Source organism: Pseudoroseomonas cervicalis ATCC 49957 (assembly GCF_000164635.1).
Taxonomy (GTDB): Bacteria; Pseudomonadota; Alphaproteobacteria; order Acetobacterales; family Acetobacteraceae; genus Pseudoroseomonas; species Pseudoroseomonas cervicalis.
Genome location: NZ_GG770778.1, coordinates 471,021 through 484,289 on the forward strand (window position 1 = coordinate 471,021; position 13,269 = coordinate 484,289).

Consider the following 13,269-nt stretch of genomic DNA (forward strand, 5'->3'; position numbering starts at 1 on the left):
AGCCCGGCCGCGGCAGCACCGCGACCGGCGTGCGCGCCGCCAGGCGGCGCCAGTCGCGCCAGCGTGGCAATTGCCACAGATTGTCCGCCCCGATGATCCACACGAAGCGGATTCGCGGGAACAAACGTTGCAGCCGCGCCAGGGTTCGCGCGCTGTAGCGCTGGCCGATCGCCGCTTCCAGCCCGCTGGCCAGCACGCGCACCCCATCGGCGATGGAGCGCGCCGAGTCCAGGCGCTGCCGGAAGGGCGCCATGCCGGAGCTGGGCTTCAGCGGGTTGCCGGGCGAGACCAGCAGCCAGACCTGGTCCAGCCGCAGCGCCCGCCGCGCCTGGCGGGCGACATGCAGATGCCCGTCATGCGCCGGGTTGAAGCTGCCGCCGAGCAGCCCGATGCGCCGCTTGCGCCCATCGCCCCAGGGCCCCGGCGCGGCCAGGCCCGATCCGGATGTCCGTGTCAGGGCCGCGTCTGCCCATGGCCGAGGATGTGGTAGCGATAGGTGCAAAGCTGCTCCAGCCCGACCGGGCCGCGCGCATGCAGCCGCCCCGTGGCGATGCCGATCTCGGCGCCGAAGCCGAACTCCCCGCCATCGCAGAACTGGGTGGAGGCGTTCCACAGCCCGACCGCCGAATCCAGCCCGGCCAGGAACTCCGCCGCCGCGCCCTCATCCTGGGTCACGATCGCCTCGGTGTGCTCGCTGCCATGGCGGCGGATATGCTCGAGCGCCGAGGCCACCCCATCCACCACCGCGACGGACAGCACCGCATCCAGCCATTCGGTGGAGAAATCCTCCGTGCTGGCGGCGGGCAGCGCCGGCAGGATGGCGCGGGCGCGGGCATCGGCGCGGAAATCGCAGCCCAGCGCGCGAAGGTCCTCCACCAGCAGCGGCAGCAGGGTGGGGGCGATGGACGCGTCGATCAGCAGCGTCTCGGTCGCGCCGCAGATGCCGGTGCGGCGCATCTTGGCATTGGCCAGGATGGCGCGCGCCATCTCCGGCTCGGCGGCCTCGTGGATATAGGTGTGGCAGAGCCCCTCGGCATGGGCCAGCACCGGCACCCGCGCCTCCTGCATCACCCGATTCACCAGACCCTTGCCGCCGCGCGGGATGATCAGGTCGATCAGCCCCGCCGCGCCCAGCATGGCGCCGACAAAGGCGCGGTCCTGGGTCGGGGCGATCTGGATGGCGGCCTCCGGCAGGCCGGCCGCGCGCAGCCCGTCCAGCAGCGCGGCATGGATGGCGGCGACCGAGCGCGCGCTCTCGCTGCCGCCGCGCAGGATGACGGCCGAGCCCGCCTTCAGGCAAAGCCCGCCGGCATCGGCCGCGACATTCGGCCGGCTCTCGAAGATCATGCCGATGACACCGAGCGGCTGCGCCACGCGGCGGATCAGCAGCCCGTTGGGCCGGGTCCATTCGGTCAGCACCCGGCCGACCGGGTCGGGCAGTTCGGCCATCTCCTCCAGCCCGCGCGCCATCGCCTCGATGCGCGCGGGGTTCAGCGTCAGCCGGTCGCGGAAGGAGGCGGAGAGGCCGGGGGCGGCGTCGAGATCGGCGGCATTGGCGGCCAGGATCTCCGCCTCGCGCGCGCGCAGCGCCGCGGCCGCCGCGCGCAGGGCGGCGTCCTTCGACGGTCGGTCCGCCCGCGCCAGCAGGGCAGAGGCCGCGCGGGCCGCCTGGGCAACAGGGAGGATCGGGTTCGTCATGGCGTCCATGGCGCGCTTTCCTTTGGCGTTGGACAGCAGGGGAGAATGAATTCTCCCCCGCACCCCCTCTTCTTTTTTCTGTCAGTTCGGTGCGCCCGTCCAGCGCGGCCCAACGGATAGAAAAAAGATGGGGGTCCGGGGGAATTCATTCCCCGGCCTTGCTTACAGCAGGACTAGGTCGTCGCGGTGGATGATCTCATCCCGCCCGCGCCAGCCCAGGATGGTCTCGATCTCTTCCGAGCGGCGGCCGGCGATGGCGCGCGCGGCGTCCGCATCATAGGCCGAGAGGCCGCGCGCCAGTTCGGTGCCGCCCTCGTCCCGCACCGAGAGCGGGTCGCCACGGCCGAACTCGCCCTCGACGCCGCGCACCCCGGCCGGCAGCAGGGAGGAGCCGGCGCGCAGCGCCCGCGCCGCCCCGGCATCGACGCGCAGCACGCCAAGCGGCGCCAGGCTGCCGGCGATCCACTGCTTGCGCGAGCGCCGCCCCTCCGGCGCGGCCAGGAACCAGGAGCAGCGCGCGCCCTGCTCCAGCGCCGCCAGCGGGTGCTCGCGCTGGCCCAGCGCGATGGCCATGGCGCAGCCGGCGCCGGTGGCGATGCGCGCCGCGATCAGCTTGGTGCGCATGCCGCCCGAGGAATAGCCCGGCGGCGGCTCGCCCCCCATGGCCATGATCTCGTCGGTGACGCGCTCGACCACCGGCAGGTGCCGCGCCGCCGGGTCGTTGCGCGGATCGGCGGTGTAGAGCCCGTCGATGTCGGAGAGCAGCACCAGCGCGTCGGCATGGATCATCTCGGCGACGCGGGCGGCCAGGCGGTCATTGTCGCCGAAGCGGATCTCGGCGGTGGCGACCGTGTCGTTCTCGTTGATGACCGGGATGCAGCCGAGGTCGAGCAGCGTGCCCAGCGTGGCGCGGGCATTGAGGTAGCGGCGGCGGTCCTCGCTGTCCTCCAGCGTCAGCAGCAGCTGGGCGGCGTTCAGCCCGTGCCGCGCCAGCGCCGCCTGCCAGGCGCCGGCCAGGCGGATCTGCCCGACGGCGGCGGCGGCCTGCTTCTCCTCCAGCCGCAGCTTTTTCCGAGTGAGGCCCAGGGCGCGGCGGGCCAGCGCGATGGCGCCGGAGGAGACCAGCACCACCTCGACCCCGCGCGCCCGCAGCGCCGCGACATCGGCGGCGACCGAGGCGATCCAGCCCTCCCGCGGGGCGGCCGTCTCGGCGTCCACGACCAGGGCGGAGCCGATCTTGACGACGATCCGGCGCGCGGCGCCGAGGGAGGGGGTGGTCATGCGGATTCGCTTTCGCGGTGGCGGTGGATGGTGTCGGCGAGCGCCCGCAGCACGGTGGGCACGCCTTCCTGGGTGGCGCCGCTGATCAGGTGGACCGGGCGGCCCAGCGCCCGCTCCAGCGCCTTGACTCGGCTGGCCTTGGCCTGCGGCGTCATGGCGTCGAGCTTGTTCAGCGCGACGATCTCGGGCTTCTCCGACAGCCCGCCGCCATAGCCTTCCAGCTCGGCGCGGACCGTCTCATAGGCGCCGACCGGGTCGGGCTGGCTGCCATCGATCAGGTGCAGCAGCACCGCGCAGCGCTCGACATGGCCGAGGAAGCGGGTGCCGAGGCCGGCGCCCTCATGCGCGCCCTCGATCAGCCCGGGGATGTCGGCCAGGACGAATTCCTCGGTGGCGTTCAGCCGCACCACGCCGAGCTGCGGCGTCAGGGTGGTGAAGGGGTAGTCGGCGATCTTCGGCTTGGCCGCGCTGACGACGGACAGGAAAGTCGACTTGCCGGCATTGGGCAGGCCGACCAGCCCGGCATCGGCGATCAGCTTCAGCCGCAGCCAGATCCAGCGCTCCTCGCCCGGATAGCCCTTGTCGGCGCGGCGCGGGGCGCGGTTGGTGCTGGACTTGAAATGCGCGTTGCCATGCCCGCCATCGCCGCCCCGGCAGAGGATGACGCGCTGCCCGGCCTCGGTCAGGTCGGCCAGCACCGTCTCCTTGTCCTCGTCGAGGATGACGGTGCCCACCGGCACCTGCAGCACGACATCCTCGGAGCCCGCGCCGGTGCGGTCGGAGCCGGCGCCATTGCCGCCCTTGCGCGCCTTGAAATGCTGGGCGTAGCGGTAGTCGATCAGCGTGTTCAGCCCGGGCACGGCGGTGACGATGATGTCGCCGCCCTTGCCGCCATTGCCGCCATCCGGGCCGCCGAACTCGATATACTTCTCGCGGCGGAAGGCGATGACGCCATCGCCGCCATCGCCGGCCTTCACCCAGATCTTGGCTTCGTCGAGGAACTTCATGGCGGGAATCCGGGGGGAGGGGAGGGGATGGTCGGGGCGCGCGCAAACGAAAACGGGGGCCTTGCGGCCCCCGTTCGCGGTATTGTCGGCTCGCGAAGGCGCGCGTGGTTACTCGGCGGCCTGCGGCAGCGGCTCGACCGAGACGTGGACGCGGCCCTCGGCGCGGCGGGTGAACTTCACCTTGCCCTCGACCGCGGCGTGGATCGAATGGGTGCGGCCGAGCAGCACGTTCTGGCCCGGGACCATCTTCGTGCCGCGCTGGGTGACGATGATGTTGCCGGCGAGCACGTGCTCACCGCCGAACTTCTTCACGCCCAGTCGCTTGCCAGCGGAGTCGCGCCCGTTGCGGGAGGAGCCGCCGGCCTTTTTGTGCGCCATGGTTGGTGTCTCCTAAGACTGTCTGGTCAGGCCGCGGCGATGGCGGAGATGCGCAGCACCGTCTGGGGCTGGCGGTGGCCGTTCTTGCGGCGGCTGTTCTGCCGGCGGCGCTTCTTGAAGATGATGACCTTGTCGCCGCGCGAGTGCTCGATCACGGTGGCGGTGACGGAGGCGCCGGCCACGATGGGCGCGCCGATCGTCAGCCCGGCCTCACCGGCCACGGCCAGGACGTCCTGGAAGGTCACGGTCTGGCCGGGTTCGGCCTCCAGCTTCTCGACGACGAGCACGGCGTTCGGGGTGACGCGGTACTGCTTGCCGCCGGTGCGGATCACTGCGTAGGTCATGGGACGCCCTGAAAGCTCTGCCGTACTGGCCTGACTGATAAGGATGTGGCCGAGAACGGCCGTCGGCGGGACCGAGACCCCGCCGGGAGGTCGGCCGTATAGACCCCATGCCGCCCGAGAGTCAACGCCGGAGGGCGGATTCGGCCCGCGCGCCACGGTCGGGGCAGGTCTCTGGCGCGGTCATCGGCCCGGCCCTTGGCCTGGCCCGCCAGGCCTGCGGATGCGGCCGCGGATGACGAAATCTGCGCAACCCGCCGTTGCGCGGACGCCCCGGCCGCTTTATACCCCGCCCGCCTGACGACCAGCGCACTGCGGAGAGGTGGCAGAGTGGTCGATCGCGTCGGTCTCGAAAACCGAAGTCCTCGCAAGGGGACCGTGGGTTCGAATCCCACCCTCTCCGCCATTCTATTGTGTGAAATCAATGGATTGGCTGGTTTTGGGAAGCCCGTTCCCACAGTGGTTCCCACTAACGAGAGCCGCTGAGGTCAGGCGGGCTCAATCGTACTTTCCCGAAGCTGAACGACATCGTCAGGCCCCGTTATGGCGGGCGTTTGCGCAGCTGTCGGATGTCCTTCTCGCGACATCCCAAGCGAGCGGCCAGCCATCGGTCCAGGCCCTGGCCCTGGCGGCTCTCCTGACTAGATCGATAGGTAAGATCGTGCGCTGCGCGGCTGCCGAACCACCGCGAGTGGGGTGGCAGATAAAGCTTGCCTACTCTCAAGCCTAAGCCATCTGGCCCTTGCCGGAGCGGACATCGAAACCACCAGCGAAGCCCGCCGTAATTTGGCGCGGTGGTTGTCAGGCCAATCTGCAAGCTCACCCGGCCTCCATCGACATCATAGGTCAGCCGCATCCACGCCGCGTCCCTGTCGCGAAGATCCGATGTGGCGATGAGAAGAGGAGACCGGGCGACATTCCACGGCTCGGCATACCCATCCATGCCGGTGAGGTGGCGACCTGGCATAAGCCACCTCTTCTCAATCAGCGTGGTCACGCTGAGGCATGGCAGCCGGTGCACCGTCAGGCGAGCCATCGTCACCCTCCCCCAATCGCCCGCTCAGACCAGAATGCAGCGTTCCAAAATCAATAGGAATTTAGTAGCATATCCCTTTTAACACTATGATTTTATTGATTTTTTTTAACAGTCTTATTCATTTAGACAGCATCCACACCTTCGCATTCCAGCGTCCAAATGGACGCGCCATGATAGTCGGCCTGAGAAATATTCGACATAGCGGCTGGCATGGGCCTGCTTCGCCATGGCGCCCAAGATCAGCGGCGCCATCGCCAGGGCCGCGCGGGGCAGTTTCAAGCCCGTCGCCACCGCCGCGGTGGCGGCCAGCAGCGCCGCCGAAGCATAGCCCGCGGTCAGGCCCATCACGGGAATCGCGTAGAAGGCAGCGAAGAAGGTTCCGCCGATGCTGCTCAGCGCCGCCAGGGCAGAAATAGTGCCGGAGGCCCGCGCCGGTGCGACGAAGGCGGTCAGCCTCTTGCGTGGGTTGGCTTAGTTGGCAGAACCTTGGTGAGACGAGAATCGCACGACTGCTGCCCACTCGAGTGATTGGCCGGGGCAGGTCATACGGGCCTTCTCAGCTGGGTTTCCCACTCGGAGGCCGCCCAGGTCTAATGCATTGGTGAGATGGCTAAACGGCGGAAATTCGCGGCAAATCCAGATCTCGCCTGACGGGTCCCTTCCTAGCCGCCATTGCGGGAACGTTGTTCGGCGGGGCGTTATGTGGGTAACGCAGGCGGTAGAATTGAGGGTTCATGCTCTCAACATAAGCTATTTCGACTTGGCGGCGGTGCTTCTGACGGCTGTAGCGGACTGAAGAGGGCGACGACGTTTGCTTTGTGCTAGACTTCGGCGCGGCCGATCAAGGTCACGGCACAAGGATGCGCAACGCCAACGATATGATTGCATCGGTGCGGAGAGCAGATCCTCGCGCCCATATCGCCCTCTCAGCTTCATCCTTCCCCGATGCCTTCACAGGATTCGCCGAGCAGCCAATCTATGAACGGGTTGCTTTCAATAGTGTCGCGTCCCCACGCGGCTTGATTTACAGCGACCGAGGAAGCGCCCGTTTTGAACCCTTATCCGGTGGCAGTGGGCAACCGGCACTGAGAGTCGACTACCCGTTGCGTGATCAGTGGATGTTCTACCGCTCCGACGATTTGGTCGGATTCGCTGGATACCAACAGCAGGCAATTAATTTGATGCGCACGCCGATCTGGGAGCCAGGCTTTCGGGTTTGGGGCACCCAGATGATCGAGCGCACTGCCGCGGGCGACACGTCAGCCATCAGCGGTGCGCAGAAGGCAACGGCGGCGCGCATCAATCTGCATCTGCAGAGACAAACCTTCTACAGCGCGCCAGAAATGGCCGGCGACACCGATGAGGATTGGGAAGGTTAGGCGTAAGCCTGCTGCGCAGCGAGCCAGTCGGACCACCAGACTTTCCGCTCATCGGCGAACCGTTTGGCCTCGGCTCGCCTTTCAGCAAAGCGGCTAAGCTGAGCGAGGTCCTCCGAACGAATCGGACGGCCCGCAACTGCTTCCCAGAATCGGCGGCTTGTTTGCCCGTAGCGAGCCTGCACGGCCGCGCTGAAGTCGCCCCTGCGTTCTTCCGCCTTGGTCATGACCCTGGCTAGAACAGCTTCGTCTACCGTGTTGATGCCGCCCTGGTGGATCTCGCGTAGAGGTCCGCGGCCCTCATATGCCCATAGCGAGGCGCCCCGAAGATCCCTTACGTCGAGATGGCGCAAATGGCAGTTCGCCACTACCACCATGACGCGATGGAAGTGGTCGGCATATGCATCCAGCTGGGCAGGGAGGCGCCGCAGGCTGTCCTGAGCTGTCTTAATTTCTACGCCCATGAGGCGGCGTCCAAACATCGCTAGATCGGCGCGAGTACCGCTCTCACCTAGTGTGAACTCGGCAGTCACGGTTGGCAGGCTGCTTGGCGATGCACCTCGCCTGATCAGGCCGAGCACCTTTGCCTTCACGCTAGCTTCGTCCATTCATGCCCCTCCGCGCGGCAGCCCTTTGGCCCTGACCTCAGCAGACGTCAAGCTATGACAGGGCAACCACGCAAGGGCGAAATTACGATAACGAACCTATAAATTCAATGAAATCATAAAAGTATGGGAATTCTGAAGAGGCATCTGCCGTCTTGGGGACTGCCCACGCCAAAGCATGGATAGTTGATGGCCTGAGGGATCCGCCGTGACACGCATCCGCAACGCCCAACGGGCGCCCGTCCGGGTATCCGCCTCCATCACACTATTCCTTGCGGTCCGCCGCGGCTTGCAGCGGCAGCCGCAATGTCGCCAGCGTGCCGCGCCCCTGCACGCTGGCCAGCTCCAATTGCCCGCCATGCGCCTCGGCGATCGCGACCACCGTCGCCAGGCCCAGGCCGCTGCCGCCGCCGCGGCTACGGGCCGCGTCGCCGCGGAAGAAGGGCTTGGTCACATGCGGCAGGTCGTCCTTGGCGATGCCGGGGCCGCGGTCGCCGACCAGCAGCAGCACCTCGGTGCCGGACACCGTCACCTCGACCCAGGGGTCGCGGCCGTAGCGGAGCGCATTGGCGACCAGGTTGGTCAGCGCCCGCTTCAGCGGCACGCGGCGGCCGGGGACGACGGCCCGCTCGTCCAGGCTGTGCTCCATCACCACCTGGCCCGCCTCGAGGAACTCGTCAACCACCGTCCGCGCCAGGGCGGAGACCGAGACCGGGCGCAGCGGCTCGCTGCTCGGCTCGCCGCTGCGCAGATAGGCCAGCACGTCCGCCACCATCGCCTCCATCTCCGCCAGGTCCTGGCGGATCGGGTCGGTGGCGCCTGGCGGCAGGTCCTCGGCGCGCAGCCGGAGACGAGCGATCGGCGACATCAGGTCGTGCGACAGCGCGCCGAGTGCCAGGGTGCGCTGGCGGAAGGCGTCATAGGTGCGGGCGGCCATGGTGTTGATCGCCTCGGCCAACTGGCGCACCTCGCGCGGGCCGGAGGAAGCGACCGGCGCCGACGGCCGGGCAAGGTCGAGTCGCGCCACCGCCGCAGCCAGCGTGGCGAGCGGCCCGGCGATCAGCCGCGAGGCGAAGGCCATGGCCGCCAGCAGGCTGATGCCGAACAGCCCGAGATAGGCGTAGAGCAGGCGCATCTCGGTGGAGATGATGTCGGTGCTGGACAGGCGGATCTCGAGCCAGGTGCCGTCGGCCAGCCAGGCCAGGCCGACGATGCCGATCAGATGGCCCATCGAGGGGTCGAAGGTGCCGGATTGGATGCGCAGCGCCCGCACGGGCTTGGCCAGCGACAGGGCGCGTTCGGAGATTCGCCGGAAGGCCGGCTCGCCCGCCTCTTCCGGCTCCGGCAGCCAGCCGGTGATGCGCCGGACGGCGAGGTCGGGCTGCGCCAGGGCCGCCGCCACCGTGTCGCGCTGGGCAGCCGGGACGGCGTCGAGCGTCTCCAGCAGCGTCGCCATCCGCTGTGCCAGGATCTCCTCGATGCTGCGGTCGACGATGGCGCGCTGCAGGTAGTCGTGCAGCCCGACCACGGCGCCGAGCAGCAGGACGAAGCCGATCAGCAGCGTCGCCAGCGTCTGCCCGAGCAGGGTCGCCGGGAAGACCCGGCGGATCAGGCCCACAGGACCGGGCTCGTCAGCATGTAGCCGCTGCCGCGGATGGTGCGGATCAGGTCGGCGTCGTTGCCGAGCTTGGCGCGCAGGCGGCTGATCTGCACGTCCATCGAGCGGCCGAGCCCGCCATAGGGCCGGTTGCGCGCCAGGTCGAGCAGCTGCTCGCGGTTCAGCACCTGCTGTGGCCGCTCGATCAGTGCCAGAAGTAGGTCGTATTCGCCCCCCGTTAGGTCGACTTCGACGCCGTCGACCCGGCGCAGCTCGCGCCGGCGCGTGTCCAGCGTCCAGCCGTCGAAGCGCGCCAGGCTGCGCGCCGCGACCTGGACCGAGGAGGGCGCGCGCCCGGCGCGGCGCAGCACGGCACGGATGCGGGCCAGGATCTCCCGCGGTTCGGCGGGCTTCACCACGAAGTCGTCGGCGCCGAGCTCCAGGCCCAGCACGCGCTCCACCGTCTCGCCCAGCGCGGTCAGCAGGATGACGGGCACGTTGCTGCGCATCCGCAGGCCGCGGCAGAGATCGAAGCCCGACTGCCCCGGCATCATCACGTCGAGCACGATGGCGTCGACCGGCGCGGTCTCCATGATCAGCGCCATCTCGGTGCCGTCGGCGGCGCCGGTGGCGCGGAAGCCGTTCCGCCGCAGATAGGTCAGCAGCAGCCGGCGCAGGTCCTCGTCGTCATCGACGACCAGGATATGCTTGATGTCGGCATCGGCAGGCGGCGTGCCCGGCGGGACGCCCGGCGGCACGACAGAGTCATCCTCCGCAGGAAGCTGCGGCATGAAGCGTCTCCCAGGCCCTGGACATGGCGGGGTCGGCCGGTGGTCGCGCCCGGCGCGCGCCGGCACCCCCGGCTGCGCGCCGCTTTAGCGGCGTGGCGGCGGCGGATGCCAATGACCCTTCAGAGGGGCAGCCTTGCGTCGGCCACGCCCGCCGTTGAACGGCACCGGGCCAGGGAGGATTGCCCCCCCCCCGGCCCGCGGCCTGCTGGTTGGCGGCGTCAGCTGCCGGGGTTGCGCGCCTGCGCCCGGGCCGCCTCGAGCTGACGCTGGCGGCCTTCCGCCTCGGCCATGTGGCGGGCCAGCGGGTGGCCGTCATAGGTGCGGCCGAAGGCGTCGCTGCTGGGCGCGTTGTTGCCCAGCGCCAGGCTTTCCTCGAGCGCCGGGAGGCTGCGCTCGGAAACCGCCATGGGATGGCGCAGCGGGTTGCCCAGGGGCTGGAAGCGAGGCCCGGCGCCCATGCCGCCGCGAGTGATGTCCATGGGCTGTGCCAGCGGATTGCGGACGGCCGGGTCGGTTTCGCTGGCCAGGGCGCCGCCGGCGCCGAGAGTGAGGGCGATGGCGAGGGCGGGAAAGGCGATCCAGCGGGAAGACATGATGTCTGAGCTCCTGTCGGTTCTTGATGTCTGGCGTGTGAGGAGGTGGGAGGCGGTGAGGAAGGCGGCGGCGTCCGACGATGCGCGGCGGCAGGTTTCCGAGAGCGGGCCCGGGGGGCGGGCCGGCCTAGGGTCCGGGGAAGCTGCCCTGGCTGGCTGCGTCGATCATCGTCCTTCTCCTGAGGCTTTCCGTGGCCTGCCCCCTGAATGTGCCCGCGGCGGGGGCCGCATCAAGCAGCGCGGCGCCGGCTTTCCGCCGGACCCATGAAGTGATGCGAAGCAGACACCTTCCGCAACATACGGTTCAGGCTTCCGAAACGCTGTTAATCGATGAGAAATGAAAGACGATCGGCGGCAAGTTTCGCCGGTCCTGGCGTTGATGACGGAGGATTTCGCATCAATGTCTTCGCCGTTATTTTATACTGTCGCGAGTATTCGCGGGGACAGGCAAGATTGTTTTCGATTCTTCTGGCATTTTTGCTTGCACCTCCAGCGACTAGAGGTTCTAGTCTCCGCCCGCGCCAATCCGGCTGCCGGAGACCTTTCCATGCCCGCCCCCCCTTCACGCGGCCTCGCCGTCGCCGCCCTGCTGATCCTCGGTGCCTGCGGCGCCACCCCTGTCGAGCGGATGCGCGCTCAGGACCCGGTGGCGCTCGGTCGCTTCCCCGCGGCGCGCGACACCGTCGCCGCCTGCATCATCGACGAGGCGACGCAGCAGGGCCGGATCACCGCCAGCCATGCCGACGGCCAGAGCGACCGTCTGCGCCTCACCATTTCCGAGCTGCGTCCCAGCCAGCGCCACAGCACCCGCCTTCTTCCACGCATGGACGTGCTGGTGGCGCCGCTGGGGCCGACGGAGAGCGAGGTCACCCTGCGCCTGGCCGCGACCCTCTTCCCCGACCGCCCGGCGGTTGAGGAGGTACGCGCCGGGCTAGCGGAATGCCTGGGCCAGCCGCGGACCGGCCGGTGACCTCGCAGGCCAGACCGATGCCTTCCGCCGCGCGAAGCTGGGCGATCGCCATCGTCGCGGGGCCGCTGGCCCTGGCGGTCGACCAGGTCAGCAAATGGTGGATCCTGACCGAGGTGATGGACCCGCCGCGGCTGATTCCCATCACCGGCTTCCTCAATTTGACGCTGGGCTACAACCGGGGCGTCAGCTTCGGTCTGCTGGCGACGGACAGCCCGGCGACGCCGATCCTGCTGTCCGGCCTCGCCTTCGCCATCCTGCCGCTCATGGGCTGGTGGCTGGCGAAGGAGCCCCGCCCGCTGCACGGCGCCGCCTTCGGCCTGATCGCCGGCGGCGGACTCGGCAATGTCGTGGACCGGCTGCGCCAGGGCGCGGTGACCGATTTCATCGACGTCCACGCAGCAGGGTACCACTGGCCCGCCTTCAACCTCGCCGACACCGCGATCTTCCTGGGCGCCGCGCTGCTCATCGCCGCCACAATGCGGCCGTTGCCGGCCGAGGCGCCGGCAGGGACCGCGGACAGGGATGGCTTGGCCGGAGCGCCCCGTCATGACGCCTGATCGCGCGGATGCGGCGGTAATGCTTCAATCGAGCAATGTGACGAGACGCTTCGATGCATGACATCGTCTTTCGACTGACCTAGAAGCCGCCCAGCATGGCTTCCGCCAGGACATTTTCCTTCATCGCCAGCTGCCGCCGGGCTTTCGCGGCCGCGCTGCTCGCGTGCCTCCTGGCCGTGGCGGTGACTCAGGGGCATGGCCTGGCGCATGCCCAGACCCAGGCGCTGACCGGCAGCGCACCGCAGGATGTCCTGGTTTCGATGCAAGGGCCGCAGGGCGAGGTCCCGCAGCCCGAGCAGGCGCTGTGCGAATGCCTCCACACCTTCTGCAGCAAGCTCGTCGCCCGCGCGCCTGAACTGGCCGCGGCGCTGGCCGCCCCCGCGCTGCGGGCACGGCTTTTCGCCGGCCGCCCGCGGGTGCTGCTCTCCGGCGTCGTCGACCAGCTGAGCCGGCCACCCCGAGCCTAGCCCTCAGGCACTCTCCCGGCCGGCGCCCTGCGCGGTGCCCGGCCCTGCTTGAACGGCTTTCCTCAGGTGTTTCCCCCATGCTTCCCAAGCTTACTCTGGCGGCTGCCTGCGTGTTGCTGTGGCCGGCGCTCGCCCAAGCTCAGCCTCAGACCCAGGCCCAGACCCAGTCGGTGGCGCCAGGCGCCCTCCTGCTCACCTCGCCGGCCCAGGCGATCGGCCAGGCGCTGCAATCCTCCCCTGTCCTGCGCGGCGCCGGCTTCTCCCGCGACGCGACCTATGCCGACCGGCTGCAGGCGCCGCTGCGTCCCAATCCGGAGCTGAACACCAGCTTCGAGAGCTTCGGCGGCATGGGCGGCAATGGTGACAGCCGTGGCCTGCGCAGCCTGGAGACGACGATCGGCCTGTCGCAGCGGATCGAGCTCGGCGGCAAGCGCGCCGCGCGAATCGGCCTGGCCGACCGCGGCGCCGAGGTCGCGGGTTTCGAGTTCACCGCCGCCCAGCTCGACCTCGCGCGCGACGTGACGGTCGCCATGGCCGCCGCCGAGGCCGCGACACGCAGCCTGGCGGTCGAG

General features: G+C 69.2%; 15 protein-coding genes, 1 tRNA gene and 1 pseudogene. 6 read left to right on the forward strand and 11 right to left on the reverse strand.

Annotation, left to right across the window (positions count from 1 at the left end):
• The 6 genes from HMPREF0731_RS09375 to rplU all read right to left on the reverse strand — a co-directional run.
• On the reverse strand, positions 1 to 433 hold a 433-nt coding region (locus tag HMPREF0731_RS09375), incomplete at its 3' end, for a nicotinate-nucleotide adenylyltransferase (RefSeq protein WP_040612818.1).
• A 20-nt stretch (positions 434 to 453) separates the two neighbouring features.
• A complete protein-coding gene (locus HMPREF0731_RS09380; protein ID WP_007003863.1) occupies positions 454 to 1,707 on the reverse strand; it encodes a glutamate-5-semialdehyde dehydrogenase in 1,254 nt (417 codons plus the stop codon).
• A 153-nt stretch (positions 1,708 to 1,860) separates the two neighbouring features.
• Positions 1,861 to 2,979 carry a glutamate 5-kinase gene (gene proB / locus HMPREF0731_RS09385; RefSeq protein ID WP_007003864.1) on the reverse strand — a complete coding sequence of 373 codons (1,119 nt, stop codon included), beginning with the start codon at positions 2,977 to 2,979 and terminating at the stop codon, positions 1,861 to 1,863.
• Positions 2,976 to 3,986: a GTPase ObgE gene (gene obgE / locus HMPREF0731_RS09390; protein WP_007003865.1), complete on the reverse strand. Its 1,011-nt coding sequence runs from the start codon at positions 3,984 to 3,986 to the stop codon at positions 2,976 to 2,978. The genes proB and obgE overlap by 4 nt, the downstream gene beginning before the upstream one ends.
• A 108-nt stretch (positions 3,987 to 4,094) precedes the next feature.
• Positions 4,095 to 4,364, reverse strand: a complete 270-nt coding sequence (gene rpmA / locus HMPREF0731_RS09395; protein WP_007003866.1) for a 50S ribosomal protein L27 — start codon at positions 4,362 to 4,364, stop codon at positions 4,095 to 4,097.
• Between the two features lie 26 nt (positions 4,365 to 4,390).
• Positions 4,391 to 4,708: a 50S ribosomal protein L21 gene (rplU, locus tag HMPREF0731_RS09400; RefSeq protein WP_007003867.1), complete on the reverse strand. Its 318-nt coding sequence runs from the start codon at positions 4,706 to 4,708 to the stop codon at positions 4,391 to 4,393.
• Between the two features lie 313 nt (positions 4,709 to 5,021).
• Between rplU and HMPREF0731_RS09405 the strand changes: the two genes are divergently transcribed.
• Positions 5,022 to 5,111: transfer RNA gene (locus HMPREF0731_RS09405), tRNA-Ser, on the forward strand.
• A gap of 744 nt (positions 5,112 to 5,855) precedes the next feature.
• On the opposite strand, the gene HMPREF0731_RS24170 is transcribed toward HMPREF0731_RS09405, so the two are convergent.
• On the reverse strand, positions 5,856 to 6,089 hold the full coding sequence (locus tag HMPREF0731_RS24170) for a hypothetical protein (RefSeq protein ID WP_007003869.1): 234 nt from the start codon (positions 6,087 to 6,089) through the stop codon (positions 5,856 to 5,858).
• A 464-nt stretch (positions 6,090 to 6,553) separates the two neighbouring features.
• On the opposite strand from HMPREF0731_RS24170, the pseudogene HMPREF0731_RS23680 reads away from it, so the two are divergent.
• Positions 6,554 to 7,120 (forward strand): annotated as a pseudogene (locus HMPREF0731_RS23680) (beta family protein); the annotation flags it as partial.
• Here the strand turns inward: HMPREF0731_RS23680 and HMPREF0731_RS24175 are convergent.
• From HMPREF0731_RS24175 to HMPREF0731_RS09425, 4 genes are all read right to left on the reverse strand, one after another.
• Entirely contained in the window at positions 7,117 to 7,725 is a 609-nt protein-coding gene (locus HMPREF0731_RS24175; RefSeq protein WP_157136031.1) for a hypothetical protein, read from the reverse strand. The pseudogene HMPREF0731_RS23680 and the gene HMPREF0731_RS24175 overlap by 4 nt on opposite strands.
• 262 nt (positions 7,726 to 7,987) lie before the next feature.
• Positions 7,988 to 9,340 carry an ATP-binding protein gene (locus tag HMPREF0731_RS09415; protein ID WP_007003872.1) on the reverse strand — a complete coding sequence of 451 codons (1,353 nt, stop codon included), beginning with the start codon at positions 9,338 to 9,340 and terminating at the stop codon, positions 7,988 to 7,990.
• On the reverse strand, positions 9,331 to 10,110 hold the full coding sequence (locus HMPREF0731_RS09420) for a response regulator transcription factor (RefSeq protein ID WP_007003873.1): 780 nt from the start codon (positions 10,108 to 10,110) through the stop codon (positions 9,331 to 9,333). Before HMPREF0731_RS09420 ends, HMPREF0731_RS09415 begins: the two co-directional genes overlap by 10 nt.
• A gap of 218 nt (positions 10,111 to 10,328) precedes the next feature.
• Positions 10,329 to 10,703 carry a hypothetical protein gene (locus tag HMPREF0731_RS09425; protein ID WP_007003874.1) on the reverse strand — a complete coding sequence of 125 codons (375 nt, stop codon included), beginning with the start codon at positions 10,701 to 10,703 and terminating at the stop codon, positions 10,329 to 10,331.
• Positions 10,704 to 11,250: 547 nt separating this feature from the next.
• On the opposite strand from HMPREF0731_RS09425, the gene HMPREF0731_RS09430 reads away from it, so the two are divergent.
• The 4 genes from HMPREF0731_RS09430 to HMPREF0731_RS25230 form a co-directional block, all read left to right on the forward strand.
• Complete coding sequence (locus HMPREF0731_RS09430; protein ID WP_007003875.1) at positions 11,251 to 11,673, forward strand: hypothetical protein; 423 nt, start codon at positions 11,251 to 11,253, stop codon at positions 11,671 to 11,673.
• Positions 11,674 to 11,690: 17 nt separating this feature from the next.
• Entirely contained in the window at positions 11,691 to 12,230 is a 540-nt protein-coding gene (lspA, locus tag HMPREF0731_RS09435) for a signal peptidase II (protein WP_051014725.1), read from the forward strand.
• A gap of 95 nt (positions 12,231 to 12,325) precedes the next feature.
• Positions 12,326 to 12,697, forward strand: a complete 372-nt coding sequence (locus HMPREF0731_RS09440) for a hypothetical protein (RefSeq protein ID WP_007003877.1) — start codon at positions 12,326 to 12,328, stop codon at positions 12,695 to 12,697.
• Positions 12,698 to 12,774: 77 nt separating this feature from the next.
• Positions 12,775 to 13,269, forward strand: a 495-nt coding sequence (locus HMPREF0731_RS25230; protein WP_169312277.1) for a TolC family protein, incomplete at its 3' end; no start/stop codon positions are given.

Bases quoted from the DNA above. Each gene is read 5' to 3' on its own strand.
- HMPREF0731_RS09380 (WP_007003863.1), bottom strand. From the start codon at position 1,707: ATGGACGCCATGACGAACCCGATCCTCCCTGTTGCCCAGGCGGCCCGC.
- proB (WP_007003864.1), bottom strand. From the start codon at position 2,979: ATGACCACCCCCTCCCTCGGCGCCGCGCGCCGGATCGTCGTCAAGATC.
- obgE (WP_007003865.1), bottom strand. From the start codon at position 3,986: ATGAAGTTCCTCGACGAAGCCAAGATCTGGGTGAAGGCCGGCGATGGC.
- rpmA (WP_007003866.1), bottom strand. From the start codon at position 4,364: ATGGCGCACAAAAAGGCCGGCGGCTCCTCCCGCAACGGGCGCGACTCC.
- rplU (WP_007003867.1), bottom strand. From the start codon at position 4,708: ATGACCTACGCAGTGATCCGCACCGGCGGCAAGCAGTACCGCGTCACC.
- HMPREF0731_RS24175 (WP_157136031.1), bottom strand. From the start codon at position 7,725: ATGGACGAAGCTAGCGTGAAGGCAAAGGTGCTCGGCCTGATCAGGCGA.
- HMPREF0731_RS09420 (WP_007003873.1), bottom strand. From the start codon at position 10,110: ATGCCGCAGCTTCCTGCGGAGGATGACTCTGTCGTGCCGCCGGGCGTC.
- HMPREF0731_RS09425 (WP_007003874.1), bottom strand. From the start codon at position 10,703: ATGTCTTCCCGCTGGATCGCCTTTCCCGCCCTCGCCATCGCCCTCACT.
- HMPREF0731_RS09430 (WP_007003875.1), top strand. From the start codon at position 11,251: ATGCCCGCCCCCCCTTCACGCGGCCTCGCCGTCGCCGCCCTGCTGATC.
- lspA (WP_051014725.1), top strand. From the start codon at position 11,691: ATGCCTTCCGCCGCGCGAAGCTGGGCGATCGCCATCGTCGCGGGGCCG.
- HMPREF0731_RS09440 (WP_007003877.1), top strand. From the start codon at position 12,326: ATGGCTTCCGCCAGGACATTTTCCTTCATCGCCAGCTGCCGCCGGGCT.